This window comes from Janthinobacterium sp. FT14W, assembly GCF_009208755.1.
Taxonomy (GTDB): domain Bacteria; phylum Pseudomonadota; class Gammaproteobacteria; order Burkholderiales; family Burkholderiaceae_D; genus Janthinobacterium; species Janthinobacterium violaceinigrum.
On record NZ_WFLL01000008.1, the window covers coordinates 132,929 to 159,126 of the forward strand.

General features: G+C 64.4%; 28 protein-coding genes. 15 read left to right on the forward strand and 13 right to left on the reverse strand.

What is annotated here, in order from left to right:
• The first annotated feature begins 374 nt into the window (after positions 1-374).
• The 4 genes from GCN74_RS08350 (at position 375) to GCN74_RS08365 (ending at position 1,492) form a co-directional block, all read left to right on the forward strand.
• Positions 375-755 carry a glutaredoxin family protein gene (locus tag GCN74_RS08350; protein ID WP_226938935.1) on the forward strand — a complete coding sequence of 127 codons (381 nt, stop codon included), beginning with the start codon at positions 375-377 and terminating at the stop codon, positions 753-755.
• A gap of 30 nt (positions 756-785) precedes the next feature.
• Positions 786-965: a hypothetical protein gene (locus GCN74_RS08355; protein WP_152256226.1), complete on the forward strand. Its 180-nt coding sequence runs from the start codon at positions 786-788 to the stop codon at positions 963-965.
• Between the two features lie 77 nt (positions 966-1,042).
• Positions 1,043-1,234 carry a hypothetical protein gene (locus GCN74_RS08360; protein ID WP_152256227.1) on the forward strand — a complete coding sequence of 64 codons (192 nt, stop codon included), beginning with the start codon at positions 1,043-1,045 and terminating at the stop codon, positions 1,232-1,234.
• 69 nt (positions 1,235-1,303) lie between these two features.
• Positions 1,304-1,492 carry a hypothetical protein gene (locus tag GCN74_RS08365; protein WP_152256228.1) on the forward strand — a complete coding sequence of 63 codons (189 nt, stop codon included), beginning with the start codon at positions 1,304-1,306 and terminating at the stop codon, positions 1,490-1,492.
• Positions 1,493-1,554: 62 nt separating this feature from the next.
• On the opposite strand, the gene GCN74_RS08370 is transcribed toward GCN74_RS08365, so the two are convergent.
• The gene (locus GCN74_RS08370; RefSeq protein ID WP_152256229.1) at positions 1,555-2,109 is read right to left on the reverse strand and encodes a cob(I)yrinic acid a,c-diamide adenosyltransferase; all 555 of its coding nucleotides are present in this window, start codon (positions 2,107-2,109) and stop codon (positions 1,555-1,557) included.
• A 150-nt stretch (positions 2,110-2,259) separates the two neighbouring features.
• On the opposite strand from GCN74_RS08370, the gene GCN74_RS08375 reads away from it, so the two are divergent.
• The 3 genes from GCN74_RS08375 to glcF are packed head-to-tail and all read left to right on the forward strand — an operon-like array spanning position 2,260 to position 6,073.
• Complete coding sequence (locus tag GCN74_RS08375) at positions 2,260-3,750, forward strand: FAD-linked oxidase C-terminal domain-containing protein (protein WP_152256230.1); 1,491 nt, start codon at positions 2,260-2,262, stop codon at positions 3,748-3,750.
• 16 nt (positions 3,751-3,766) lie between these two features.
• Positions 3,767-4,837, forward strand: a complete 1,071-nt coding sequence (gene glcE / locus GCN74_RS08380) for a glycolate oxidase subunit GlcE (RefSeq protein ID WP_152256231.1) — start codon at positions 3,767-3,769, stop codon at positions 4,835-4,837.
• 6 nt (positions 4,838-4,843) lie between these two features.
• The gene (glcF, locus tag GCN74_RS08385; RefSeq protein ID WP_152256232.1) at positions 4,844-6,073 is read left to right on the forward strand and encodes a glycolate oxidase subunit GlcF; all 1,230 of its coding nucleotides are present in this window, start codon (positions 4,844-4,846) and stop codon (positions 6,071-6,073) included.
• Here the strand turns inward: glcF and GCN74_RS08390 are convergent.
• From GCN74_RS08390 to GCN74_RS08405, 4 genes are all read right to left on the reverse strand, one after another.
• Positions 6,066-8,177: a putative bifunctional diguanylate cyclase/phosphodiesterase gene (locus GCN74_RS08390; RefSeq protein WP_152256233.1), complete on the reverse strand. Its 2,112-nt coding sequence runs from the start codon at positions 8,175-8,177 to the stop codon at positions 6,066-6,068. The two genes, glcF and GCN74_RS08390, sit on opposite strands and share 8 nt — an antisense overlap.
• A gap of 185 nt (positions 8,178-8,362) precedes the next feature.
• The gene (locus tag GCN74_RS08395; RefSeq protein ID WP_152256234.1) at positions 8,363-8,848 is read right to left on the reverse strand and encodes a glutathione peroxidase; all 486 of its coding nucleotides are present in this window, start codon (positions 8,846-8,848) and stop codon (positions 8,363-8,365) included.
• A 1-nt stretch (position 8,849) separates the two neighbouring features.
• On the reverse strand, positions 8,850-9,989 hold the full coding sequence (locus GCN74_RS08400) for a PilT/PilU family type 4a pilus ATPase (protein ID WP_319633454.1): 1,140 nt from the start codon (positions 9,987-9,989) through the stop codon (positions 8,850-8,852).
• Positions 9,990-9,993: 4 nt separating this feature from the next.
• A complete protein-coding gene (locus GCN74_RS08405; protein WP_152256235.1) occupies positions 9,994-11,037 on the reverse strand; it encodes a type IV pilus twitching motility protein PilT in 1,044 nt (347 codons plus the stop codon).
• 70 nt (positions 11,038-11,107) lie between these two features.
• Between GCN74_RS08405 and GCN74_RS08410 the strand changes: the two genes are divergently transcribed.
• On the forward strand, positions 11,108-11,809 hold the full coding sequence (locus GCN74_RS08410; RefSeq protein ID WP_152256236.1) for a YggS family pyridoxal phosphate-dependent enzyme: 702 nt from the start codon (positions 11,108-11,110) through the stop codon (positions 11,807-11,809).
• A gap of 22 nt (positions 11,810-11,831) precedes the next feature.
• On the forward strand, positions 11,832-12,662 hold the full coding sequence (proC, locus tag GCN74_RS08415; RefSeq protein ID WP_152256237.1) for a pyrroline-5-carboxylate reductase: 831 nt from the start codon (positions 11,832-11,834) through the stop codon (positions 12,660-12,662).
• Position 12,663: 1 nt separating this feature from the next.
• Here the strand turns inward: proC and GCN74_RS08420 are convergent, their stop codons facing one another.
• The 8 genes from GCN74_RS08420 to GCN74_RS08455 all read right to left on the reverse strand — a co-directional run bounded on the left by GCN74_RS08420 (position 12,664) and on the right by GCN74_RS08455 (position 17,786).
• Positions 12,664-13,383: an anti-sigma factor domain-containing protein gene (locus GCN74_RS08420; protein WP_152256238.1), complete on the reverse strand. Its 720-nt coding sequence runs from the start codon at positions 13,381-13,383 to the stop codon at positions 12,664-12,666.
• Positions 13,380-13,937 carry a sigma-70 family RNA polymerase sigma factor gene (locus GCN74_RS08425; RefSeq protein ID WP_152256239.1) on the reverse strand — a complete coding sequence of 186 codons (558 nt, stop codon included), beginning with the start codon at positions 13,935-13,937 and terminating at the stop codon, positions 13,380-13,382. Before GCN74_RS08425 ends, GCN74_RS08420 begins: the two co-directional genes overlap by 4 nt.
• A 92-nt stretch (positions 13,938-14,029) precedes the next feature.
• On the reverse strand, positions 14,030-14,587 hold the full coding sequence (locus GCN74_RS08430; RefSeq protein ID WP_152256240.1) for a DUF3455 domain-containing protein: 558 nt from the start codon (positions 14,585-14,587) through the stop codon (positions 14,030-14,032).
• Between the two features lie 90 nt (positions 14,588-14,677).
• Positions 14,678-15,025 (reverse strand): hypothetical protein, encoded by a 348-nt coding sequence (locus GCN74_RS08435; RefSeq protein WP_152256241.1) that lies wholly within the window; start codon positions 15,023-15,025, stop codon positions 14,678-14,680.
• Complete coding sequence (locus tag GCN74_RS08440; RefSeq protein ID WP_152256242.1) at positions 15,022-15,408, reverse strand: phage holin family protein; 387 nt, start codon at positions 15,406-15,408, stop codon at positions 15,022-15,024. Before GCN74_RS08440 ends, GCN74_RS08435 begins: the two co-directional genes overlap by 4 nt.
• A 45-nt stretch (positions 15,409-15,453) precedes the next feature.
• Positions 15,454-15,807, reverse strand: coding sequence for a DUF883 family protein (locus GCN74_RS08445; RefSeq protein ID WP_152256243.1), 354 nt, complete (start codon positions 15,805-15,807; stop codon positions 15,454-15,456).
• A gap of 108 nt (positions 15,808-15,915) precedes the next feature.
• On the reverse strand, positions 15,916-16,770 hold the full coding sequence (ubiA, locus tag GCN74_RS08450; RefSeq protein WP_152256244.1) for a 4-hydroxybenzoate octaprenyltransferase: 855 nt from the start codon (positions 16,768-16,770) through the stop codon (positions 15,916-15,918).
• Positions 16,771-16,847: 77 nt separating this feature from the next.
• Complete coding sequence (locus GCN74_RS08455; protein ID WP_152256245.1) at positions 16,848-17,786, reverse strand: hydrogen peroxide-inducible genes activator; 939 nt, start codon at positions 17,784-17,786, stop codon at positions 16,848-16,850.
• A gap of 134 nt (positions 17,787-17,920) precedes the next feature.
• Between GCN74_RS08455 and GCN74_RS08460 the strand changes: the two genes are divergently transcribed.
• The 6 genes from GCN74_RS08460 (at position 17,921) to GCN74_RS08485 (ending at position 26,014) form a co-directional block, all read left to right on the forward strand.
• On the forward strand, positions 17,921-18,175 hold the full coding sequence (locus GCN74_RS08460) for a DUF3717 domain-containing protein (protein ID WP_152256246.1): 255 nt from the start codon (positions 17,921-17,923) through the stop codon (positions 18,173-18,175).
• Positions 18,176-18,215: 40 nt separating this feature from the next.
• Positions 18,216-18,698 carry a D-glycero-beta-D-manno-heptose 1-phosphate adenylyltransferase gene (gene rfaE2 / locus GCN74_RS08465; protein ID WP_152256247.1) on the forward strand — a complete coding sequence of 161 codons (483 nt, stop codon included), beginning with the start codon at positions 18,216-18,218 and terminating at the stop codon, positions 18,696-18,698.
• Between the two features lie 157 nt (positions 18,699-18,855).
• A complete protein-coding gene (locus GCN74_RS08470; RefSeq protein ID WP_152256248.1) occupies positions 18,856-20,322 on the forward strand; it encodes a hypothetical protein in 1,467 nt (488 codons plus the stop codon).
• A complete protein-coding gene (locus GCN74_RS08475; protein ID WP_152256249.1) occupies positions 20,319-21,788 on the forward strand; it encodes a hypothetical protein in 1,470 nt (489 codons plus the stop codon). The genes GCN74_RS08470 and GCN74_RS08475 overlap by 4 nt, the downstream gene beginning before the upstream one ends.
• Before the next feature lie 44 nt (positions 21,789-21,832).
• Positions 21,833-22,282: a hypothetical protein gene (locus tag GCN74_RS08480; protein ID WP_152256250.1), complete on the forward strand. Its 450-nt coding sequence runs from the start codon at positions 21,833-21,835 to the stop codon at positions 22,280-22,282.
• A gap of 36 nt (positions 22,283-22,318) precedes the next feature.
• Positions 22,319-26,014: a tubulin-like doman-containing protein gene (locus tag GCN74_RS08485; protein ID WP_152256251.1), complete on the forward strand. Its 3,696-nt coding sequence runs from the start codon at positions 22,319-22,321 to the stop codon at positions 26,012-26,014.
• Positions 26,015-26,198: the final 184 nt, after the last annotated feature.

A 26,198-nucleotide genomic window follows, 5' to 3' on the forward strand; every position in this document is an offset into this window, starting at 1 on the left:
CTAAAATAAGTGCGGTCTATATTCGATTTTGTAGGATGTAAATTCTATAAGGTAATAAGCATTGAATTGCAAGCGGCATTCCTTTTTCCATGTCAATCGAAAGGTAGAAAATGTTTAAAAAGATCGCACTTTTCCTGTTTGCCGTCGGTGTCAGCGCGTCCTATTCGGTGGGGGCGGCCGGCAATGGCTTGAGCGACTGCCAGCGCGAGTGCTACGGCGCCTTTACCGATTGCCTGGATTCCGGCCAAACCAGCAACGAATGCAAGGCGATGTTAAATGCATGCAAGGCCGAATGCGCCTTGAATTAAGAAAACCGGGTTTGCCGGGATGAAACAATCGTCCCGGTTTGAAGGCAACGACGTCAAGGTAGCTTCATGATGCAAAAGAAAATGAAAACCATCGCCATGTATGGCGTGATATTGGCCGCCGGCCTGGGCAGCGGTTATGGCCTGTCCTTATTGCCTGGTTTATTCAAATCGACTTACACGGAAGGCAATTACGCCGCGTATTTCCCGAATGCCCAGGCGAAGGTGGTGTTGTATGGGACGGACTGGTGCGCTTATTGCGCCAAGACGCGCGCGTATTTCAAGGAAAACAAGATCGAATTCGTCGATCTCGATATCGAGAAATCGCCGGAAGCAAGAAAAGCCCATGAAGAACTCGGCGGCGGCGGCGTGCCCGTGGTGTTGATCGGCAACCGCAAGATCCAGGGCTTCAATGCGGGTGCGCTGGAAGCGGCGCTGAAGAAAATCTGACGTCTCCGCTGTCTACTTGAAAGGTCGACCATGTTCAAAAAGATTGCCGCGTTTCTGTTTGCCGCCGGTGCGGCCCTGTCTTTCAGCGTGCATGCGGGCAGCCCCGATTGCACCTTTGTCTGCGAGCGCAACATGCTCGATTGCGTGGAGTTCGAACAGCCCGCATGCATGCAGGCATACAAGGAATGCCTGAATCAGTGCCTGCGCTAGCCAGGTGCTGCCGGTGTAGTGAGCTGCCAGGTGATCCTGGCTGATTTTTCCTGATTGTTAATTTGATTGGACTGGCAATGAATAAAAAACTGGCTATTTTCCTGTTTTCCATCGGCCTGGGCATCACGGGCGCGGCCATGGCGGCCCCGGTGGACTGCAAAGCCGAATGCCGCGTCGGCATGAGCGAATGCCTCGATGTTTCCGGTGGCCTCAGCCATTTGTGCTTCGTCAATTTCGACATTTGCGTCAACGAGTGCCGCGCGCGCTAAGTCGCGTCTTCCGGCGGGCTGGAACAGCCTGCCGTCCTTGTGATGTTTCTCTTTTGCGAAGGAATACTTATGATGAAGAAATTGGGTTTCTTTTTGTTTGCCATGGGTGTCAGCGCATCGTATGCCATGGCCAGTAGTACCGCCGACATAACGGAATGCCAGTCCGAGTGCTATATGGCACTCGATGCCTGCGTCATGGAATTCAATGTCCCTGGCTGCGTGCGTATCAACAAGGAGTGCCTGAAGCGCTGCGGCTAAGTAGCGCCTGCCAGCCCGGCGCACGGCGATGCTGTTTCACAGGCATCGCCGTTTTTTTTATCTCATCCCCGCGTGCGGTCATGCCGCCACAGCACGTCGCTGCCGCCGGCAAAGCGGTTCAGCACGCGCGACAGCACGAACAGCAGGTCCGACAGGCGGTTCACGTACTGGCGCGGATGTTCGTGGATGGGCTCCGCATTGGCCAGCGCGACGATGCTGCGCTCGGCGCGGCGGCACACGGTGCGGCACACATGCGCCAGCGAGGCGGCGCGCGAGCCGGCCGGCAAAATGAATTCGCTCAAGGCGGGCAAGTCCGCATTGTATTTTGCCAGCAGATCATCAAGGCGCAGCACGTGTTCTTCCTGGATCAGCTGGTAGCCGGGGATGCAGATTTCGCCGCCCAGGTCGAACAGGTCGTGCTGGATGGCCACCAGCTCGCCGCGCAGATCGTCGGGCATGGCTTCGCACAGCAGCAAGCCCAGATGCGAATTGAGTTCGTCCACGTCGCCCATGGCGTGGATGCGCGCGCTGTCCTTGCTGGTGCGGCTGCCATCGCCCAGGCCGGTGCTGCCATTGTCGCCCGTGCGCGTGGCGATTTTCGAAAGTCGGTTGCCCATGATGTCGGTCCTGTAAAGAAGAATGGGGGCAGCATACGACACCGCGCGCCGCCTGGCCCCGGATTTGCCCGCAAATCGGACAAAAAATGCGGTGCGCGCCCCTTTTGTGCTTACAATCGTTGCACGCCCATGCACTTTTGTCCCCATCTTATGCTCAATGCTGCCCCCGAACCCGGATTGACCGCCGCGCGCCAGCAAGCCGTCGTCGCGGCCCTGCTGGCCGTGCTGCCGGCCCGCTGCGTGCTGTCCGACGCGGAAGATACGCGCCCGTACGAATGCGACGGCCTGGCCGCCTACCGCCAGCTGCCGATGGTGGTGACGTTGCCGGACACGGAAGAACAGGTCATCGCCATTCTCGGCGTCTGCCGTGCGTTGAAGGTGCCGATCGTGCCGCGCGGCGCGGGCACGGGCCTGTCGGGCGGCGCCTTGCCCATCGCCGACGGCGTGGTGCTGTCGACGGCGCGCCTGAACCGCATCGTGCGCCTCGATGCGTATGCGCGCACGGCCGTGGTGCAGCCGGGCGTGCGCAACCTGGCCATTTCCGAAGCGGCCGCGCCCCACGCGCTGTACTACGCGCCCGACCCGTCTTCGCAGATCGCCTGCAGCATCGGCGGCAACGTGGCGGAAAACTCGGGCGGCGTGCATTGCCTCAAATACGGCCTGACCGTGCACAATGTGCTGCGCGTGCGCGTCGTCACCATCGATGGCGACGTGCTGGAACTGGGCGGCGAATGCCTGGATGCTCCTGGCCTCGACTTGCTGGCCGTCTTCATCGGTTCGGAAGGCATGCTGGGCATCGTCACGGAAGTGACCGTGAAACTGGTCCCGAAACCGGCCACGGCGAGGGTCATCATGGCCTCGTTCGGCGACGTCGTCACGGGCGGCAATGCGGTGGCCAACGTGATCGCCGCCGGCATCATCCCGGCGGGACTGGAAATGATGGACCAGACGTCTTCGCGCATGGTCGAACCGTTCGTCAAGGCTGGCTACGACATCGACGCGGCCGCCATTTTGCTGTGCGAAGCGGACGGCACGCACGAGGAAGTGGAAGAGGAAATCGCCCGCATGACGGCCGTGCTGGAAGGGGCGGGCGCCAGCGCCATCGCCGTTTCGCAGTCGGAAGCGGAGCGCATGAAGTTCTGGTCCGGCCGCAAGAACGCCTTTCCCGCCGCGGGACGCATCTCGCCCGACTATTACTGCATGGACGGCACCATCCCGCGCAAGCGCCTGGCGGAAGTCCTGACGGGCATCGCCGCCATGGAAACGACGCATGGCCTGCGCTGCGCCAACGTATTCCACGCGGGCGACGGCAATCTGCATCCCTTGATCCTGTTCGATGCCAACATGCCCGGCGAATTCGAGCGCGCCGAAGCGTTTGGCGCCGATATCCTGGCCCTGTGCGTGGCCGTGGGCGGCACCATCACGGGCGAGCATGGCGTGGGCATGGAAAAGATCAATTCCATGTGCGTGCAATTTACGCGCGCCGAACTCGATGCCTTCTTTGCCGTCAAGCGCGCCTTCGATCCCCACGCCTTGCTGAACCCGGACAAGGCGATACCCAGCTTGAACCGCTGTGCCGAATTCGGCAAGATGCATGTGACGGCGGGGCGCCTGCCGTTTGCCAACCTGCCTCGTTTTTAATTTTCCGGAGACTCTCTTGCAAGCGATAGCGGAACAATTCAGGCAGCAGATCCTGGCGGCCAGCGCGGCGGGCCTTCCTTTGCGCCTGCGCGGCGGCGGCACGAAAGACTGGTATGGCCAGCAGCTGGCGGGCGAGGTGCTCGACACGCGCGCATATGCGGGCATCGTCGATTATGAACCGACGGAGCTGGTGATCACGGCCCGCTGCGGCACGCCGCTGGCCGAGATCGAGGCGGCGCTGGCCGCGCGCAACCAGATGCTGGCCTTCGAGCCGCCCCATTTCGGCCCTGGCGCCACGGTGGGCGGCGTCGTCGCCAGCGCCCTGTCCGGCCCGCGCCGCGCCAGCGCGGGCGCGCTGCGCGACTTCGTGCTGGGCGCCGTGCTGCTGGACGGCCATGGCGAACGGCTGGCGTTTGGCGGACAAGTGATGAAAAACGTGGCCGGCTACGATGTCTCGCGCCTGCTGGCGGGTTCCCTGGGCACCCTGGGCCTGATCCTGGAAGTGTCGCTGAAGGTGCTGCCCTTGCCGCTGCGCGAAGCGACCTTGCGCTTGGCGTGCGCGGAAATCGCCGCCTTGCGCATGCTCAATGAATGGGCGGGCAAGCCGCTGCCGATATCGGCCAGCTGCTGGCATGACGGCGTCCTGAGCGTGCGCCTGTCGGGCGCGGAGGCGGCCGTGTCGGCGGCGCTGCACACGCTGGGCGGCGAGGTGCTGGCGCCGCAGGACGCGGCCGCCTTCTGGCTCTCCGTGCGCGAACAGACGCACGCTTTCTTTGCGGGCGCGGGCAGCCTGTGGCGCTTGTCCTTGCCGCCGCACGCCAGCGCCGTAATATTAAAGGGGCGCCAGCTGATCGAATGGGGCGGGGCGCAGCGCTGGCTCAAGCTCGACGGCGACGCCGACGCGGCAGGCAGCCAGCGCATCCGCCAGGCCGTCGCTGCCGCCGGTGGCCACGCCACCTTGTTCCGCGGCGGCGACAAGGCCGTGGGCGTGTTCCATCCGCTGGCGCCGGCCGTTGAAAAGATCCACCAGCGTCTGCGGCAGGCTTTCGACCCGGCCGGCATCTTCAACCCGCACAGAATGTATTGAGCGCGCATGCAAACCAATCTCGCCGATTTCATCAAGAACACGCCGGCAGGCGACGAAGCGGAAGCCATCCTGCGCGCCTGCGTGCATTGCGGCTTCTGCACGGCCACCTGTCCCACCTACCAGCTGCTGGGCGACGAACTCGATGGCCCGCGCGGACGCATCTACCTGATCAAGCAGGTACTGGAAGGCGCGCCCGTCACGGCCAAGACGCAGACGCACCTGGACCGCTGCCTGACCTGCCGCAACTGCGAATCGACCTGTCCCTCGGGCGTGCAGTACGGGCGCCTGGTCGACATCGGCCGCAACGTCGTCGAGCAGCGCGTGCAGCGCCCCTTGCGCGAGCGGGCTCTGCGCTTCGCCCTGAAGGAAGCCTTGCCGCGCCGCTGGCTGTTTACGCCCGCGTACAAGGCGGGGCAGGCGCTGCGGCCCTTGCTGTCGAAAAGCCTGCAGGACAAGCTGCGTCCCGGAGAAAAGGCCGGGGCGTGGCCCGCGCGCCGGCACGCGCGCACCATGCTGCTGCTCGATGGCTGCGTGCAGCCGGCCATGTCGCCGAACATCAACGCGGCCGCGGCGCGCGTGCTCGACGCGCTGGGCGTGCAATTGATCGTCGCGCCCAGGGCGGGCTGCTGCGGCGCGCTGCGCCATCACCTGAACGACCAGGACGCGGCGCTGGACGACATGCGCCGCAATATCGACGCCTGGTGGCCATACGTCGACAGCGCCGAAGCCATCGTCATGACGGCCTCCGGCTGCGGCGCCACGGTCAAGGAATATGGCCACCTGCTGGCGCACGACGCGCGCTATGCGGAGAAGGCGCGGCGCATCGCGGCACTGACGCGCGACTTGTCCGAGATCATGCCCCCGTTCGAGGCGGAGCTGGCGGCGCTGCTGCAGGGGCGCATCGGCAAAAAGGTGGCGTATCACCCGCCATGCACCCTGCAGCATGGCCAGCAGGTGCGCGGCAAGGTGGAGCAGGTGCTGCGCGCCGTCGGCGTCGACGTGCGCCTGTGCGCGGACAGCCATCTGTGCTGCGGTTCGGCGGGCACGTATTCGATCCTGCAGCCGGCACTGTCGCAGCAGTTGCGCGACAACAAGGTGGCGAACCTGGAAGCGTGCGAGCCGGACATGATCGTGTCGGCGAATATCGGCTGCCTGAGCCACCTGCAGTCGGGCACCGAGACGCCCGTGCGGCACTGGATCGAGTTGATCGACGCAGCCTTGTCCCCGGTCAAATAGGCACTTCGCTGTACTGAGCGATGCGCCATTGCGGCGCCGGGATGAAATTGTTCGCCCATTCCAGCACGGCGTCGGCCGGCATGGGGCGGGCGATGCCGTAGCCTTGTGCCAGGTCGCAGCCCAGCTGGATCAGGCGCGCGCCATGCTCGACGCTTTCCACGCCTTCGGCGATCACCGTCAGGGAAAAGGAACGGGCCAGGCCGATGACGGCGCGCACCAGGTGCAGGTCGTCGCGGTCGTTGAGCATATTGCGCACGAAGCTCTGGTCGATCTTGACGATATTGGCCGGCAGGCGTTTCAGGTAGGACATCGACGAGTAGCCGGTACCGAAATCGTCGAGGGCAAACGTGATGCCCAGCGCCTGGCAGGCGCGGATGATGCGGCGCACGTCTTCGATGTCGTGCAGGGCCGACGATTCGAGGATTTCCAGTTCCAGCATGCTGGCGCACACGCCGGGAAATTCGCCGAGGATGGTTTCCAGGCGCGAGACGAAATCGGGCTGCTGGAAGTGGCGCGCCGCGATATTCACGCTGACCACCCAGTGCTTGCCGGCGGCGCTCCAGCGCTGCATCTGCCGCAGCGCCTGGCGCAGCACCCATTCGCCGATGTCGATGATCAGGTCCGTCTGCTCCACCAGCGGCAGGAATTGCGCGGGCGCCAGCACGCCGCGGCGCGCATGCTGCCAGCGCAGCAGCGCTTCCATGCCCACCACCGTGCCGGCGCGCATGTTCACCTTGGGCTGGTAGTACAGGCGCAGTTCGCCATTGATCAGGGCCTGGCGCACTTCCGTGCGCTGGTTGTGGTGGGTGCGCACTTCTTCATCGAGGTTGGTGTCGAAGAAGTGGTACTGATTGCGCCCCGTCAGTTTGGCCTGGTAGACGGCGTGGTCGGCGTGGCGCAGCAGGCTTTCCGTATTCAGGTCCTTGCCCGCGTAGACGGCGATGCCGGCGCTGGCCGTCATGTGCAGCGCCTGCTGGTCGCACTGGTAGGGACGGCTCAGCTCTCTCATCAGTTGCGTGATGTTCTGTTCGATGCTGGCGATGCTGGCCTGGCCGCACAGCAGCATGACGAATTCATCGCCGCCCAGGCGCGCCGCGTAGTGGACCTGGCCCGTAAAGCCGTGCAGGCGGCCAGCCACCTGCTTGAGGATTTCATCGCCCGCCTCGGCGCCGTAGCGGTCGTTGATGGCCTGGAAGTGGTCGAGGTCGAACAGGCAGACGGCCAGCAGGCGCTGGCGTTCGCGCGCGAGGAACAGTTCCTGCTCGAAGCGGGCGGCCAGCGCGGCCCGGTTGGGCAAGCCCGTCAGCACATCGTTGTAGTTTTGCCACGACAGCTTTTGCAGCGCCTGCTGCATGTGCACGGTTTCGTTCAGCTGTTCGCCCAGTTGCCGCTGGCTCGTCTTCAGCGAGGAAAACAGCGCTTCGACATCGCCGGCCATGCCGTTGAACGATTGCGACACGGCTTGCGCTTCAGGCGTGGCGCCCGCTGCCAGGCGCACGGCGAAGTTGCCTTCGCGGAAGCGGTCGGTCGTCTGCACGAGCCGCGCCAGCAGCCTGCGGTGGGCCGCCAGGATCAAGCCCAGCAGGAGGAAGACCAGCGCGATATTGATGGCGCTGAGGACGGCCTGCCCGCGCACCTTGTGCCACACCTGCGCCAGGGGCAGGCCGGGCGTGTAATGGAGGTCGAGGACGCCGTCGCCGCCGTCAGGCAGCGCCACCGTCAGGCGGCTGCGGATGGCCGTGATGCCGGCCAGGCGCGCGAACCAATCCGGCACCGTGGCCGCCATGGCGCCTGCCAGCGGTGTGTCGGCCAGCACTTCGACATGCTCGTCGGCCGTATCCCAGCGCGCGGCGGCGAGGTTACGGTTCAGCGGCAGGGCGCTGCGCAGCACCTGCCGCACGCTGTCGTGCATGGCCTGCCGGTCCGTGCGCACGGCCAGCGGCAGCACGCTGTTGGCCAGGAACAGGTCCAGTTGCCGGGCATCGCGCTGATAGCGCGCATTGGCCAGCGCGCTTTCGGTACCGAGCAGGGCGTGATAGCGAACGGCGGAAACGGCGAGTATCAGGAAGAAAATAGGAATGAATAGGCGGGAATAAATGCCCATCCGCATCCATGAAGATAATATTTTCCCAAAGACTGGCATCGTTTTTTGATCGATATCTACGAATAATTATGTAAACATTATCACCGAAATTTGCTATTGGAAACACAATATTGATATCAAGCATGAAATAAATATCGAATGACTGATTTCGGCGATTGTTGCCTTTAATCAAAGCGTTGCATCGTTTATTCCTGTAGCAAGCGCCGTATGTCGGCCGCCAGGGTGGCCGGTTTGCTGGCCGTGGCGTAGCGGCGAAACACGCTGCCATCCTTGCGCACCAAAAATTTGGTGAAATTCCATTTGATGGCTTGCGTGCCCAATATGCCGGGCGCCGCCTGCTTTAATTGGGCAAACAGGGGATGGGTGTGGCTGCCATTCACGTCGATCTTGGCGAACAGGGGAAAGGTGACGCCGAAGTTCTTTTCGCAAAAGGCTTTGATTTCCGCATTCGATCCCGGTTCCTGCTGGCGGAATTGATTGCAGGGAAATCCCAGCACCTCCAGGCCCTGCGCGTGAAATTCGCGGTACAGCGCTTCCAGGCCCTGGTATTGCGGCGTGAAGCCGCAGGCGCTGGCCGTGTTGACGATGAGCAGTACCTTGCCCTTGTAGCGCGCCAGGTCGACGGGCGTGCCGTCCAGCGCTTCAGCCTGGAAATCGTGGATGTTGGCCATGTCAGAGCAGTCCCAGTTTGGTGGCGCCCGCTTGCGGGGCCGGTTCCGGCGCCGTTGCGCCCTTGAGTTTGATCGCCAGGCGCAGGTCGTTGACGGAGTCCGCATTGCGCAGCGCGTCTTCATGGCTGATGGCGCCCGCCTCGTGCAGGTCGAACAGGGCCTGGTCGAAGGTCTGCATGCCCAGTTCGCGCGATTTTTTCATCAATTCCTTGATCTCGTGCACCTGGCCCTTGAAGATCAGCTCGCTCATCAGCGGCGAATTGAGCAGGATTTCCAGCGCCGCCTGGCGTCCGCTACCGTCCTTGTTGGGGATCAAACGCTGCGAAATCATGCCTTTCAGATTCAGCGACAGGTCCATCAGCAGCTGCTGGCGCCGCTCCTCGGGGAAGAAATTGATGATGCGGTCCAGCGCCTGGTTGGCATTGCTCGCGTGCAGGGTGGCCAGGCACAGGTGGCCCGTCTCGGCAAACGCGATGGCGTGGTCCATGGTGTCGCGGTCGCGGATTTCGCCGATCTGGATCACGTCGGGCGCCTGGCGCAAGGTGTTTTTCAGGGCCGTGGCCCAGTCGTCCGTATCGACGCCCACTTCGCGCTGGGTGACGATGCAGTTGCCGTGCGGATGGATGAATTCCACGGGGTCTTCGATGGTGATGATGTGGCCATGGCTGTGCGCGTTGCGGTGGCCCACCATGGCGGCCAGGGTGGTCGACTTGCCGCAGCCCGTGGCGCCCACCATGATGACGAGCCCCCGCTTGCTCATCACCACGTCCTGCAGGATGGCAGGTAAACCCAGTCCGTCCAGGGTGGGAATGGCGGTATTGATCAACCGCAAGACCATACCCGCCTGGCCCATCTGCACGAAGGCGGACACGCGGAAGCGCCCCAGTCCGTCCGGGCTGATGGCGAAATTGGCTTCGCGGCTGGCCTCGAATTCGGCTGCCTGGCGCGCATTCATGACGGCGCGCACATAGCCGGCCGCCCGCTGCGGGGCCAGCGGGCCGCCCGCCAGCGGCGTCAGCTTGCCGTCCAGCTTGATGGCGGGTGGAAAACCGGCCGTGATGAACAGGTCGGAGCCGCCCCGGTCGCGCATCTGCGCCAGCAGCGCGTGCATGGCGCCATAGTGTTCGTGCGTCGTCTGCATGCGCTTATCCGGGGAAGTTTTCGGGGGCCTTGGCGGCCGAGCGGGCCGTCTCCGCCGAGATCGTGCCGCGCCGCACCAGGTCGGAGAGGCACTGGTCCAGGGTTTGCATGCCCACGTTGCTGCCCGTCTGGATGGCCGAATACATCTGCGCCACTTTCGCTTCACGGATCAGGTTGCGCACGGCCGGCGTGGCCAGCATGATTTCATGCGCGGCCACGCGGCCCGCGCCGTCCTTGGTTTTCAGCAGGTTTTGCGAAATGACGGCTTGCAAGGATTCGGACAGCATGGCGCGCACCATTTCCTTTTCCTCGGCGGGAAAGACGTCGATGATGCGGTCGATCGATTTCGCCGCCGACGAGGTATGCAGGGTACCGAACACCAGGTGGCCCGTCTCGGCCGCCGTCAGGGCCAGGCGGATGGTTTCCAGGTCGCGCAGTTCGCCCACCAAGATGACGTCCGGGTCTTCGCGCAGGGCCGAGCGCAGCGCATTGCTGAACGAATGCGTGTGCGAACCCACTTCGCGCTGGTTGATCAGGCACTTCTTCGGCTCATGCACGAATTCGATCGGGTCTTCGATGGTCAGGATGTGGTGGTTCAGGCGCTCGTTGACGTGGTTCACCATGGCCGCCAGGGTGGTCGACTTGCCGGAACCCGTCGGGCCCGTCACCAGTACGAGGCCCCGCGGGCGCATGGCCAGCTCGCCGAAGATGCGGGGGGCGTTCAATTCTTCCAGGGTCAGCACTGTCGACGGAATCGTGCGCAGCACGGCCGAGGCGCCCCGTTCCTGGTTGTAAGCATTGACGCGGAAGCGGGCCAGGCCGGGAATCTCGAACGAGAAATCGCATTCCAGCGCTTCTTCATACGCCTTGCGCTGGCTGTCGTTCATGATGTCGTAGATCATGCCGTGCACTTCCTTGTGCTCGAGCGGGGCCACGTTCAGGCGGCGCACGTCGCCGTTGACCCGTATCATCGGCGGCAGGCCGGAAGACAGGTGCAGGTCGGAAGCCTTGTTGCTGACGGAGAAAGCGAGTAGTTCGGAAATGTCCATTTATAATCCCTGTGCCTGCATTGATGGGCTGGCGCACCGTGCCGCCGCCCCTATACACTAGAAAATGATTATGTCCACAATCGAACAGAACTTGCAAGCCGTGCGCGACAGTATTGCGCAGGCCGCCTCGGACGCGCGGCGCGCGCCGGCCGACGTGACCCTGCTGGCCGTCTCGAAGACCTTCGGCGCGGATGCCGTGCTGGCGGCCGCGCGCGCGGGCCAGGCGGCGTTTGGCGAAAATTATCTGCAGGAAGCGCTCGACAAGATGGCCGCCGTCAAGCTGGCCTTGCCGCAAGGCGGCCTGGCCTGGCATTTCATCGGCCCCATCCAGAGCAACAAGACGCGTCCCATCGCCGAACATTTCGACTGGGTGCACACGGTGGAACGGGAAAAGATCGCCGCCCGCCTGTCCGAGCAGCGCCCGGCCGGCTTGGCTGACCTGAATATCTGCCTGCAAGTGAATATCAGCGGCGAAGCGAGCAAGAGCGGGATTGCTCCGGCCGAGCTGCCGGCGCTGGCGCATGCCGTGGCGCAATTGCCCCGTTTGCGCTTGCGGGGCCTGATGGCCATCCCCGAAGCGGAAACGGATGTCAACCTCCAGCGCCGTGCGTTTGCGCAATTGCGCGCACTGTACGAACAATTGAAAGCCGACGGCCTGGCGCTCGATACCCTGTCGATGGGCATGTCGGCCGACTTGCGCGCAGCCGTGCTCGAGGGGGCTACCATCGTGCGCGTGGGCAGCGCCATCTTCGGTTCCCGCCATTACTCTTAACTGATAGATAGAAAGCATCACCATGACGACAGAATTGAATATCGCCTTTGTAGGCGGCGGCAATATGGCGGCGGCCCTGATCGCCGGCCTGGCAGGCAAGCTGACCCTGGGCGGCAACATCCACGTGATCGACCCGCATGCGCCCGCGCTGGAAAAACTGCAGGCGCAATTCGGCGTCACCACGGCGCCGCTTGCGGACGACGCGCTGCGCGCCGTGGACGTGATCGTGCTGGCCGTGAAACCGCAAAGCATGCGTGAAGTGGCGGCGCAACTGCTGCCCTTCCTCGACGGCGAACGGGCGCCATTGATCCTGTCGATCGCGGCCGGCATCCGCGCGGCCGACCTGTCGCGCTGGCTCGGCGATTATTCTGCCATCGTGCGCTGCATGCCGAACACGCCGGCCCTGATCGGCATGGGTATCACGGGCATGGTGGCCAGCAGCGGCGTCAGCGGGGAACAACAGAAAACGGCGGACGCCATCCTGCGCGCCGTCGGCCAGACCGTCTGGCTCGACGATGAGGCCAAGATCGATCCTGTCACGGCCGTGTCCGGCAGCGGTCCTGCCTATGTGTTTTACTTTATCGAAGCCATGCAGCAGGCGGCGGCCGAGCTGGGCCTCACGCCCGAGCAGGGCACGCAGCTGGCGATCGCCACGTTTACGGGCGCGGCGCAACTGGCGGCCAATTCCAGCGAACCCGTGTCCTTGCTGCGCGAGCGGGTCACCTCGAAAGGCGGCACGACGTATGCTGCCCTCACCAGCATGGAAGAGAGCGGCGTGAAGGCAGCCATCGTCAAGGGCATCAAGGCGGCCGCGCAGCGGGGACGCGAGCTGGGGGACGAGCTGGGCAAGTAAGTTACATCACCTTGACGGCGCGGCCAATGTAGAGCACGGGCCCCGTCGGCCGGCCCGTGGGCGAACCCGTTGCCGGTTCCAGGGTGATTTCAAACAGCTGTTCCGGCTGCAAGGGCGGCAGCTTGTCCAGTGTCAGTTTGAGGCTGTGGCCCGGCTTGACCAGGCCCAGCGAGACGGGCGCGCCCCAGTCCTTGCCCTTGGTCCAGAATTGCAGGGCTTTTTGCTGCGGCACGGCGGTCGGGCCCAGCGGGATCAGGCTCAGGTCGCGGTTCTTGCTGCCCCGTCCGCCCGCCTGCACGATCCAGCCCGGCGAATTGTTTTGCGGCGCCACCAGCACCACCAGGTAGCCGGGGCCGCTCGGTGCCTGCGACTGCACGGCAACCAGCACGGCCAGCGCGGCCGTGGCCGCCAAGCCGCCGCCCGCCAGTATTCTCCAGAACGCCAGGCTGTTCCACCACGCCTGCCAGCCGCCCGCCTGCCGCACGGCCGAAGGCGTGAACAGGCTGGCGCTGATGCGCGGCCACAATTGCGCGGACGGCGTTTCGGGCGGCGCCAGCGTGGTCAAGGGCAGCAAACGCTGTTCCCAGGCAGCCACGGCGTCGCGCAGGGCGGCGTCGCGCGGCAAGCGCTGTCCCACTTCCGCGCGTTCGGCCAGCGCCAATGTACCCAGCACGTATTCGCTGGCCAGCCGCTGCAGTTCGTCTTCGTCGCGGCTGCTCATCCCATGCACTCCCGCAAGGCGGCCAGGCCCCGCTTGACCCAGGCTTTCACGGTACCCAGCGGCGCTTGCAGGCGCTGCGCGATTTCGCTGTGGGAACAGCCGTCGACGTAGGCGTACAGGATGCTGTTGCGCTTGGCGTCGTCCAGGTGGCCGAGGCAGTCGTGCAGCTTGCCCAGGTTCGCCTGGTCGGCATAGGCCTCGCCCGTATCGTGGCCTTGGCGTTCGTGCAGCAGGGTTTCCACGCTATCCTCGCCGGCCGATACTTCATGGGCGCGGGCGCGCGCCACGTTCAGCGCCTGGTGCCGCACCACCACATAGATCCAGCCCTTGCCGCTGCCGCGCGTGGCGTCGAAACTGCCGGCGCGGCGCCAGATATTCAGGAAGGCGTCGTGCAGCACGTCTTCGGCCAGCGCCCGCTGGCGCACGATGCGCAGGGCCACGCCCAGCAGATAGCGGCTTTCCTGCTGGTACAGGCCGTGCAATGCCTGCTGCTCGCCCCGGGCGCAGGCGCGCAGGGCGGCATCGTAATCGTAGGTGGCGGCTTGGGCTGGCAAGGTTGGCGCAATCGTCAAGAGTGAACGGTTAGCAAGTTTTCAAGGCCGAGTATAGGCCAGAAACCCGCTTGCCAACCGTCAATTTGACGCTGTTATGCGGCTTTCCAAAAAATGTAGTCGGCCTGGTAGGGCACCCATTGTTTGACGCCGATGCTTTCCATGCCGCAGGGGCTGGCTGGCGCCACGCCGCCGCGGGTGGCCACGCGCTGGATGTAGCTGACGCCCTGCATGGCGCCGCTGCCCGTGGCGGGATTGGCTTTCACCAGCTGGTAGGGGATATTGCCTGCGCCGGCAGGCGCCACGGCCACTTGCGTCGCCGTCACTTTCGAGCCGTCCAGGTTGGCCCAGGTGGCCGGCGGGCCGACATATGTGCCCACTTGCATGCCGTTGCGGTCGTTCAAGGCCGCATCCGGGCCCACGAAGACCCATTCATGGCCCGTCATGTCTTTTTTCGCCTTGCATTCGTAGGCGATCTTGCCCACGCCCACGGTCTGCATGGCTACCTGGTGGCCATCGGGTACTTTGACGGCGCCCGGCAATTGTTCCTGCGAATAGCGCGCGCCCATGGGGGCGCAGGCGCTCAGCAGCAGGGCGGCGCCCAGCAAAGTCAGGGCGGGAACGGCGTGGCGTGGGGCGGTGATGGCAAGCATGGCGAACTCCTGGTAGTTGGCTCAGCCGGTTGGCTGATACTGCTACTACCCGGCAGCGCGCCATTTGGATGCAGCGGCGGCAGATTATTTTTACGGCGGCGTTTCCTGCTTGCTGAAGCGCTTGGCCAGCGCCAGCGCGATGGGCATGGCGGTGGTGGCGTGCCTGAGCAGCGCGCCGCTGGCCCGCAGCAGGGGCAGGACGCGGCGCGGGCGCACCAGCGCCAGGCCCAGCACGGCGCCGCCCAGCATCAGGGGAATTCTGAAACGCGTGGCCAGGGTGTGGCGCAGATTGCCGCCCGTCAGCGGTTCCAGCAGCTGCCGCGTCTGCACGCCCAGGGCCAGGCGCTGCAGCGCGCATTCGGCCAGCAGCGCGTCGCGCCGCTGCGCCAGGCTGGCGGCCGTGTGGACATGCGACAGTTTGGTGGGATGCGTGGTCATGGCCGCTCCGCTCCCCGGCGCGCCAGCAGTTGCAGCTCGTCCAGGTCTTTGTTCAGTTCGGAAAGTGTAAAAGAAAGCAGTTTCGGCTTGCTGCGGAAACTGGCGCGCACGCCCAGCAGGGTGGCGAGGGCGGCGACGATGAAGACGGCGGCCGTGACGGCGATGGCGGCGATGCGGTGCGTATCCCAGAACAGCACGATGACGAGGAACACGATCAAGACCAGGCCCACGAACAGGAATAGCAGTGCCAGCATGGCCAGCGCCAGATAGGACAGGAAGCGCAGCGACTCTTCTTCCATTTCCACGGCCGCCAGGGCCAGACGGGTCTGGACGATGGCGGCGAGGGTCGCTGCGACTTGGGCGACATGGTGCACGATAGCCATATGCTGCCTTTCGCGTCAGGAGACGGCCAACGCCGTCGAGGCTGTCTAGCGGCGTGAGGAGAGCAGCAGGCCGAACAGCACGCCCACGACGGCGCCCGCGCCCACGGCTTTCCAGGGGTTGTCCTGCACGTATTCGTCGGTGGCCTTGGCCGCCTTCTTGGTGCGTTCGAGCAAGTCTTCTTCCAGCTTGATCAAGTCCTTCTTGGCCGTTTCCAGGGTGGCGATGAACTTGTCCTTGACGGCTTTGACATTCTCGCCCGTCTGATCCTTGGCGCCATCGAGCCAGCCTTCCGCTTCATTGATGACGTTTTTCAGGTCGCCGACCAGTTTGTCGCGTGCCTTGTCGGCGTCGGCGAGGATGGTGTCGCTGCTGGATTTGCCGGTATGTGTCGAGCTCATGTATTACCTCATGGAAGTGAAACTGCACAGTGAAATACCAGTGTAGGCAGCTGCGGCCGGGCTAGTCTTGCGCCGCCTCAAGGGCTGCCGCGGCGCATGGAACATTGATTAACGGAAAGCAAAGTCCAGTACCACGCCTGCAAACACCGCCGCTCCTAGCCAGTTATTATGCCGGAATGCCGCAAAACACGGCATACGCTCGCGTGCGCGGATCAGGGTGTAGTGGTAAACGGCGCAGCCGGCCGCCACCAGCAAGCCCGCCACATACCAGTAGCGCAAGCCCAGGTACCAGCCGCACGCCAGCCACAGCAGCAGGAAAGCGGCATAGCACAGCATGACGGTGGCCACGTCGTAGCGGCCGAAGGTGATGGCCGACGTCTTGATGCCGATCTTCAGGTCGTCGTCGCGGTCGACCATCGCGTATTCCGTATCGTAGGCCACGGCCCAGAAGACGTTGCCCAGCAACAGCAGCCAGGCGACGGCGGGCACGCCATCCGTGATGGCGGCAAAGCCCATGGGGATGCCGAAGCCGAAGGCGATGCCGAGATACGCTTGCGGAATGGCAAAGAAGCGCTTGAAGTAGGGATAGGTGCCGGCGATGAAGACGGCGGCCACGGACAGCTGCTTGGTCAGCGCATTCAGGGGCAGGATCAGGCAGAATGCCAGCACGGTCAGCACGCCGGCCACGGCCAGCGCTTCCTTGCCGCTGATGCGCCCGCTGGTGATGGGACGTTCAGCCGTGCGCTTGACGAATTTGTCGATGTCCTGGTCGGCGTAGTCGTTGATGGCGCAGCCTGCCGAGCGCATCAGGAAAGTGCCGAAGGTGAAGATCAGCAGCAGCCGCCAGTCCGGCACGCCCTGCTGCGCCAGCCACAGCGCGCACAGGGTAGGCCACAGCAGCAATACGGTACCGATAGGCTTGTCCAGCCGTATCAGGCGGAAATACAGCGCCAGCTTGTTCATGGAAGACTCGATCTTGTTGAAGAGAAAGGTCGATTATCGCAAATAGTATGTAAATGTACTATTTTGCGGCTGGGACGCTAGTCTTCGTCGTCGCACAAGGGGGTAATGCCGGGCAAGTTGCAGCTGGCGATGGCCGCGCACAGGGCGTCGATGGCGGCCTTGCGGGTAAAACTCTTGCGCCACAGCATGACCACCCTGCGCGAGGGCACGGGGGCGGCGAACGGCCGGTACTCGAGCATGCCGTCGGTGGCGTGCATATTGGCGACGGAGGCACGCGGCAAGACGGTCAGGCCGATGCCGCTGGCCACCATGTGGCGGATGGTTTCCAGCGAGGAGCCTTCAAACGTGCGCTGCATGCCGTTGCCGGGCGAGGAAAAACGCGCCATCTCGGGGCACACTTCCAGTACCTGGTCGCGGAAGCAGTGGCCATTGCCCAGCAGCAGCATGGTTTCCGATTTCAAGTCTTGCGCGGCAATTTTTTCACGCGCCGTCCACGGATGCTGGCGCGGCATGGCCACGACGAACGGTTCGTCATACAGTTCCTGGATGGCCATGCCGTGCTCGGGCAGGGGCAGGGCCATGATGGCCACGTCCAGTTCGCCCTGGCGCAGCAATTCGAGCAGGCGAACCGTGAAGTTTTCCTGCAAGATCAAGGGCATCTGCGGCACCTGGTCTATCATGGCCTTGACCAGGGGCGGCAGCAGGTAGGGGCCGATCGTGTAGATCACGCCCAGGCGCAGGGGGCCGGCCAGCGGGTCCTTGTTCTGCTTGGCGAGTTCCTTGATGGCGGCCGTCTGTTCCAGCACGCGCTCGGCTTGCGCAATGATTTGCGCGCCCAGGGGCGTGACGGAGATTTCCGCGCCGCCCCGTTCGAACAGGACCACGCCCAGTTCGTCTTCGAGTTTCTTGATGGCCACTGACAGGGTGGGCTGGGCAACGAAGCAGGCTTCGGCGGCATGGCCGAAGTGTTTCGCTCGCGCGACTGCAACGATGTATTTCAGTTCAGTCAGTGTCATAAGGTGATTGAAACACACGAAGTGCTTACTTGCAATGAATGAAAGGTGGCGCAAACGTGAAACTGTGGCGCCGATGGCGTATTGTAGCGGATCGCCCCCTATAATGCGGGACCAGGCGGCGGAGGGAGATGGCGATGGAAGTGCACATGCAGGCGCTGGAAGCGGCAATCAATTACTGGCGTGCCAGGCAACCGGCGCGCGGCAATGAATATGCGCTGTCGCCGCCCGTCAGCCGCCTGGCCGGCGTGTACGCGCTGATGATTTACTACCGGCAAGATCGCATCGCCGAAGCGCGCCTGGAACCGGCCATCCTGGCCTTGATCGATGCCTGGCGCCGGGATGCCGGTGGCATCCAAGGCGATAGCCACGCCTCATCGGCCGCGCCATGACGGCCGTCTTATTAATCTGCAACCCCGACAAGAGAATTCCATGCCTGACTTTGAAAACAAACTATGCAGCCGCGACGACTTGCGTGCCCGCGCCGCGGCTCTGCCGAAACCGGTGGTGGTGACGAATGGCGTGTTCGACATCCTGCACCGCGGCCACGTGACCTACCTGGCGCAGGCGCGCGCGCTGGGTGCCTCGCTGATCGTTGCCGTGAATACCGATGCCTCGGTGAAACGCCTGGGCAAGGGCGACGACCGCCCCCTGAACAATTGCGAAGACCGCATGGCCGTGCTGGCCGCGCTGGAAGCGGTGAGCCTGGTGGTGCCGTTTTCGGAAGACAGCGCGCTGGAAGTGGTGCAGGAAGTCCGGCCGGAAATCTATGCCAAGGGCGGCGACTACGACATGGCGGCCATTCCCGAAGGCAAGGCCGTGCTGGCGTATGGCGGCCAGGCCGTGGCCATCGATTTCGAGCATGACCGCTCGACCACCAAGCTGTTGACGAAAGTGCGGACGCAGCAGGGCTGAGGAACGTCGTCAATGTTTCCATACAGATAAAAAGACGTTACTATGAGAACTGCCAGGGCTGCGACTTCGTTTCGGCAGCCCCAGCACGTTACACCGTCTGATATGCATTGCTTGTCATAGAAAATAAATGGATCTTAAAACTTCTGGGGATTGGGCAGTGCCCTCCGGCGTCTGGTACGTGGATGACGATGGCGCGTGGACCATGCAGCGCAGCGCGGAGGGCCAGGACGTCTCGCCCTTGCTGAGTCATGCCGATATCGGCAAGCTGATGCATGCGCGGCGCCTGCCTGCGGCGGCCGGTGCGCCCGTGCGCCAGTTTCCGCCCGAATTCTCGTTCGACCCCGCCACGGGAGCGGCCTTGCAAGTGCCGCCCGACACGGCCGCCACGCCGCCCTGGGTGCCGCCCTACGGCGCGCAGCCCGTCAGCGACGTACCGCCGGCCGGCGCGGCCGGCTTGCGCCAGGCCAGCGTACCGCTGAAACTGGCCGACCAGCGCGCGCGCGAAGAGCATGCGCAGGCCGATGCCTCGCTGCCCATGCCGCCGCCCGGCGAATACGAATTCTTTTCCGCCCAGTTCGGCACCAGCGCCGCCGCGCTGCTGGCGCTCGACCCGCGCAAGGCCGTCTTGCACGCCTGGCTGCCCGCCTCGAAACGCTGGCTGGCGCTGGACCCCGAATACGGGGGCTTGCTGGCCGAATCGGACCTGGCCCATGGCGCCTGGCGCGCCGAGCTGGTGCCGGAGTTCAATAGCGTGCTGGTCTTGCCGACCAGCCATGGCCTGGCCTGCATCCGTCCCGACGTGCCTTCGCTGAGCTACGTGGTCGAGCATGTGGGCGGCGCACCGTGCGCGGCTGCGCCCGTCTGGTTCCAGAACCGCCTGTGGGCGCCCCTGCGCGACGACGATGGCCGCATCCGCTTCGTCAACCTCGATGCGGCGCAAAAGCCGGGCAGCGACGTGCTGCTCGACGGCGCCGTCGAGCTGGGCCGCGTCGGTGCTCCCGTGGCCTACAACCGCATGGCCGTGTGGCCTTGCGCCAACGGGCAGCTGCGCCTGCAGCTGCAGCCCGATGGCAACGTGGCCGCCTCGTTTACGCCCTGGCCCGAGGGGCTGGTGCCGCACTTCGAATTCGGCAGCCCCTATCTGTCGCGCGACGGCGGCCTGTGGCAGCTGTGCTTTGAAAGCCGCCGCGGCACCTATGTGTATGTGAAGCTGGGCGTCCAGGCCGAGAAGGCCGACGCGCTGGCGCCGCGCCTGTGTTCGGGCAGCTTCAATTACCGCTTCGCCACCAAGCTGAAAACGGCGCCGTGGGAAGAACCGGAACACGGCGACGATGGCGGCAAGAACCAGGCCGTCATGCCGTTGCTCGAATCGGGTGCCGAGTCCGGTGTAAGCAGCAGCGTCTTCGGCGTGAAATTTGCCACCAGCGCCGGCCTGTCGAGCGTGCTGCGCTCGAACGAACGCCTGGCGGCGCAGCTGGTGCAGGACGATGAATTGCGCGAAACGGTGTTCCACACCTTTGCCGTCAGCGAGCCGTGGCGGCTGCGCCTGTTTGTCCATGAAGGCACGCTGTGGGCCTACCACCCGCTGCTGTCGCGCATCGATGGCTGGGCCTTGCAGGCATGAAGGCGCGCGTACTGATCGCGGCCTGCGCCGCTTTTCTCGCCACGGCAGCCGCGCAGGCAGAGGGCATCCAGCAAGCGTTTCTCGTGCAAAACTCGGGCTGGATGGAGCCGTTTTACACGGATGAGCATTCGCAGCTGAAGGCGCTGGTGGGCGCCGTGGCGCAGGCCGCCACGAACCCGTCCGATAAGGTCTACACCCTGGCCTTCAGCCAGAGCAGCGGCGCGCACGTGTCGCCGTCGCTGCTGGGCCAAGGCCAGGGCGGCGCCGGCGTGGCGGGCCAGCTGGCCAGCCTGGGCCTGGCGCGCAAGAGCGCCGGCGGTGCGCTGGCCGACACGGATTTCCAGGAAGCCGTCACCAAGACCATCACGGGCCCGTTCCAGTCCGCTTCCGGCATCGTGTGGATTTTTACCAATAACAAGAACAGCCCGAACAACGACAGCCAGACGGCCGAACGCAACCGCGACTTTTATCGCTTGCTGCACCTGGAGCCGTCGATTGCCAAGACGGTGGTGTTTCCGCTGCGCATGCCCGTGCAGGGCAAGCTGTACAGCGCCAAGGGCTTGATGGTGTATGCGCTCGCGTATGGCCAGCCGGCGTCCGAGGCTTTGACCCGCATCCTGGCCGAAGGGCGGCTGTCGCAAGTGCTGACGCGTCCGCCCGCGCGCCTGAAACCCGTGGACCAGGATGCCGTGCGCATCGTGCCCCAGTCCGTCAAGAACAGCGCCAACGTACACGCCAGCCTGGGCCGCGACGGGCGCACCATCGTGCTCGACGTCGATGCGGCAAAGCTGGTGCCGCAAGTGGTGCTGCAGGCGTCCTTGCAAAACATGTTTTTCCCGTACGTGATCGACAGCGCCAGGGTGCACGCCAGCCTGGCGGGCCGGAACGCGCCCCTGCACGTTGCGCCGGATCAAATCCGCCACCTGCAGCCGGGCGCCAGCCAGTCCGTGCAGGTGCAGTTTTCCCTGCCGATGGCGCAGATACCGTCGCCGTGGTCGGCGCAGGCGATTGCCGCCATGGGCAAGCAGGTGATGCTGCCCATGCAGGCGCAGGTGGGCCTGTCGGAGCAGCGGCTGGCGCTGGCGTCCAGCTTTGGCAAGGACTTGCAGGAACTGTTCCCTGGCGACCCCATCTCGGAGATGTTCACGCCGCCCGACAGCGTGCGCGCCTCGCAGGCAACGATACCGCTGCTGGTACGCATCCAGTATCCGCTGCTGCCCGTGCTGGCGATGCTGGGCGGCGTGCTGGCGTTCGTGCTGGGCTTGCTGGCGCTGGGTCTGGTCAGCACGCGCGCCACGCGCTACAAGGTGATGGCCGACGGCGTGCAGCGGCAAGTGCTGTTGAAACCGTTCAAGAGCGTGCAGATCCGCGACGATGACGGCCGCGACATTGGCGAACTGAAGCGGGGCCTGGGCCAGCCGCAAGTCGTGCGCGTGGCCGAAGGCCACACGCTGAGCCTGGCCTGAGCAATATTTCTTTTTAAACTATTCAAACCCATTCGAGGCATACCATGGCGCAAGACACTCCGAAAGACAACGCAGGTTTCACTTTGCCGGCCCCGGTAACGGCGCCGGCGTCGGCACCGCCCGCCGCGGACGCTTCCGCCGCGGCCAGCGCCGCCACGGCAACGACCGAAGCTGCGCCCGCGTTTGACGCTGCGGGCACGACCGATACCTCGTCGCGCGACACCCTGGTGGGCGGCGTCGTGCTGTTGCTGCTGTTCATTGCCTTTTTCTTTGCCAAGAATGCCTATGCGAATGGCCTGGTGGCTAAGCGCGTGCCGCCGAACAAGGCCAATGCCTCGGGCTGGTGGCTGTTCATCTTCCTGGCCAGCCTGGCCACGGGTGTCGTGCTGGCGGCCGTGAATGCGCATAAATTCCTGGCGCCACTGTTCATGGGCCCGCTGGTGCTGGTGGGCCTCGTTGCACTCTTGTTGACCTTTACTTCCAGCCGCCGCTAAGAACACGCCGTTGCACGCATCATCGAAGGAACCACCATGGCAGAGAACCTGAACCAAACCATCACCGGCGGCGCCAGCGAGCGCAAGCAGGACAAGATCATCGAACTGCGCCCGACCCTGTTCATCGGCATCGGCGGCACGGGCATGCAAGTGCTGATGCGCGTGCGCCGGCGCATCCTCAATACCCTGTGGGGCGGCGCGGGCAACCGCACGCGCATCGAGGGATTGGCCGACTTTCCCATCGCGCAATTCATCCATTTCGACCTGGACAATGGCGCCGTGATCGAAAGCGGCGAGTCGCAGGCGAAGGACTTGCAGTTCGACCAGGTGAAGTTTACGGATGACGACAAGGTGGTCGAATCGTTCGACATGGACAAGTACAGCCGCGATGAAGATTCGCTGGAGAAATATCCGCACATCAAGGAATGGCTGCCCCTGACGCCGCAGCGCATCCGCGAGCTACGTTTCGACATGAGCAGCGGCGCGGGCCAGATCCGCGCCGTGTCGCGCCTGTATTTCTTCGACAAGTATGCGAAGATCCGCGACAAGATCCGCCTCAAGCTGAAAGCGCTGAAGGCGGGCCTGTCGCACGAGCGCCAGCTGGCCGAACTGGGCTTGCGCATGGAAACGAACCGTTTCCGCATCGTTATCGTCGGTTCCGTGGCGGGCGGCACGGGGTCCGGCTCCTTCCTGGACATGGGTTTGCTGGCGCGCTGGCTGGCGCGCAGCGAAGTGGGCGCGGCCGACGTCGAGCTGATGCTGTTCTTGCCGACCGGTTACACCAAGGCCAACAAGGACCGGGTCGAGGCCAACGGCTATGCGGCGTTGATGGAACTGGAATCGGCCATGATGGGCAACAAGGGCTATGTGGGCCGCTGGGATGCCTACGACCGTCCGGAACTGTCGCGCGAGCCGTATAGCGAGGTCTACCTGATCGATTCGGGCAATCTTGCCCAGCAGCACACCAAGGATGTCAGCGACGTCTACCACATGGTGGCCGATTCGCTGTTCGAGGATTTCGCCTCGGCCGACTTCGCGCGCGCCAAGCGTTCGATCGCCGTCAACCAGGCACAGCACAAGAATTCCCTGTACAACGCGCCCGTGCCGCAAGACCGCTTCGGCGACATGCGCCTGTATTTCTCGAAGCGCTTTTCCTCGTTCGGCATGGCCGTGCTCGATACGCGCCAGGAAGCGGCGCGCGACGAGCGGGCCCACCGCTGGGCCGGCGCCATGCTGCAAGCGTTCTTCGGCGTGGGCGGCACGGATGCGGGCGCCAACCGCGCCACGGATACGCAGCGCGATAATTTCCTCGCCGCCAATATGTTCCTGAAGGGCACGCCGTTCAGCGATTTCCCCGAGTTTTCCGACAAGAGCATCGAGCTGAAGCGCTCCAGCGGCGACTTCATCGATTTCCGCGTCGTCGACGAATTGCTGGAAGACCGCCACGGTCACCTGCTGGCCGGCGTGGAAAACCGGGTCAACACGCGCATCAACGATATCCGCACGGGTTTCGACCGCAGCGAATGGCCGGCCCAGGTGCGCGACGCCATGAAACACCTGGAACGCGACGCCGTGCGCGACCAGGATTCCACCGCCGACACGACGGAAGACCGCATCAGCAAGCGCCGCCGCGAAGTGCTCGACGACGTCAAGAAAGTCGTGCGCGACCAGCTGTACGGCTACCTGGACAACAAGGAATTCGGCGGCCTCGAATACGTGCTGTCGCTGGTGGAGCAGATCAAGGACCGCATCGAGGCGCCGGGCAGCGGCTTGACGGCGCAGATCGGCGCCAATGCCGAGCGCTACCGCGAAATCAAGGAAGCCGTGCGCTCGCGCGAATACGAGCGCCTGCTGAACAACCTGGAACAGACGCGCAGCACCTTCGGTTTTCTCAGCAATGGCGAAAAACAGGCGGGCGTGGTGATGGACCATTTGCGCACGGAAATGGCGAATGCGCTGAAATTCCATTTGCGGGCCAAGGCGGCGGACGAGTCCGTCATCCTGCTGGGCGAACTGTCGCGCTGGCTGGGCAACCGCATCGGCGTCGATGCGCAGGGGCGCGCGCAGTGGAATGGCCTCGTGGGCGAGCTGCAATCGGGCCGCGAAGGCGTGCTGGCCATGCTGGCGGAACTGAAAACGGCCAATACCATCCTGCAAAAGGACCTGGACAAGGAACACGCGACCCTGATCGTCATTCCCGTCACGGAAAAAGACATTGCGCTGCCCTCGGCAGCCACCCTGCGCCAGTGGGCCGATGAAGCGTTCAAGGACATGGGCGGCTCGAAAGCGCTGTTCCCCATGCTGGGCGAACCGGCGCAGCGCGGTTTGATCCTGGCCAAGGTGACGCGCATGGCCGAGAACATGATCGCCACGGCGGGCCTGGCCGAAGGGGCGACGAGCACGCCCGATCCCCTGTTCGACGCGCTGGAACAGATGGACGTGTCCGAACGCCTGGACCGTTTCCGCAAGCTGCTGGCCTGTTCCATGCCGTGGATCGACGCCAACATGGCGGGCGATTTCACGGTCGTGTCGGACCAGTTCAAGTGCGTGATCGGCGTGGCCAATGCGGCCGCCTTCAAGGCGAAGTTCGGCGCCGAACTCGAATCGTGCATGCCGACCCAGGTGGGCATCACGGTGAGCCAGCTGGAAATCGTCGAGACGGGCATCCGCGGGCGCGCCGTCTGCTATTGCGAACTGGCCGGCGTGCCGATGACGGTGCTGCGGGGCCTGGAAGGCTGGCGCACCAGCTACCGCAAGGAAGGCGACAACGACAAGGCGCCGACCCACACGCATATCGATCCCACGCAATTCACGCATCCGATCGCGCCGAACACGGACGAGATGAAGCGCCTGGCCGAAGACTTCGGCGAATTCCTGCAAGCGATCATGCTGGGCGTGCTGACGCGCCACACGGGCAGGGTCGTGCCGCCGGGCCAGTACCAGTTTGCCGTCGAACCGGGCGACTTGCGCCGCATCGGCAATGAACGGGCCATCCGCCAGAACGGCATGCCCGCTTCGTACGAAAAAAATATCGCCCTGCGCATCGAAGAAAAATTGACGGCGCTTGACGCCGTGCAGACGGCGGCCATGGCGGCGCTGGCAAAATACTATGAGCGGGGCGTGTATGCGCCCAAGCTGGTGGCGCAGGCCGATGGCTCGCAGCTGCCGTATATCGGCTTTGGCAGCGCCATTTCCGCCGAGTTGGGGGCGCGCCTGCGCGAGTCGGCACGCCGCAAGGGCATGGCCAGCGATGAGCTCGACCGCACGGTGCAAGCGCTGCTGGGACGCCTGAAGGAATGGGCGAACGTCATCGGCGACTCCGACAGCGATGCCTACGACTGGGAAGTGCGCGAGCCGGAAGCGGACGGCCAGCCCCGCCTGAAATACGCAGTCAAGCCGGAAATGCTGGAAGCGGGGCGCCTGGAGCAATTGCTGCGCCCGGCCGGCGCGGCGGCCCCTGCGGCAGCCCCGTTCGGCATGGCGCCGCCACCGCTGGGCGGCATGCCGCCGCCGCTGGTGGAGTTCCAGTATTTCCTGGGCATTAACGGCCAGCAGCAAGGGCCGTTCACGGCCCAGCAGATCGTGCAGTACGTACAGGCGGGACAAGTCGTGCCGGCCACCGCCAAGTTGTGGCGCGCGGGCTTGCCGGCCTGGGTCGACCTGGCCCAGTTCGCCGAGCTGGCGCCCCTGTTCCTCAGCGCGCCGCCACCGTTGATGCCGCCACCGTTGTGAACGCTGGAATGACGCTGGAATGGAGGAATAGTTTTGGATATCTGCATCAAATGTAAAACGGGCCTGTGGACCGCCGTCAGTCATTGCCCGTATTGCGGGCAGGCGCAGGCTGGCGCGGCCCAGCCGGCTGCCGCCGTGCCGCCGCCGCTGCCGTCCGTGCCAGTGCCACCGCCCGTGGCGCCCA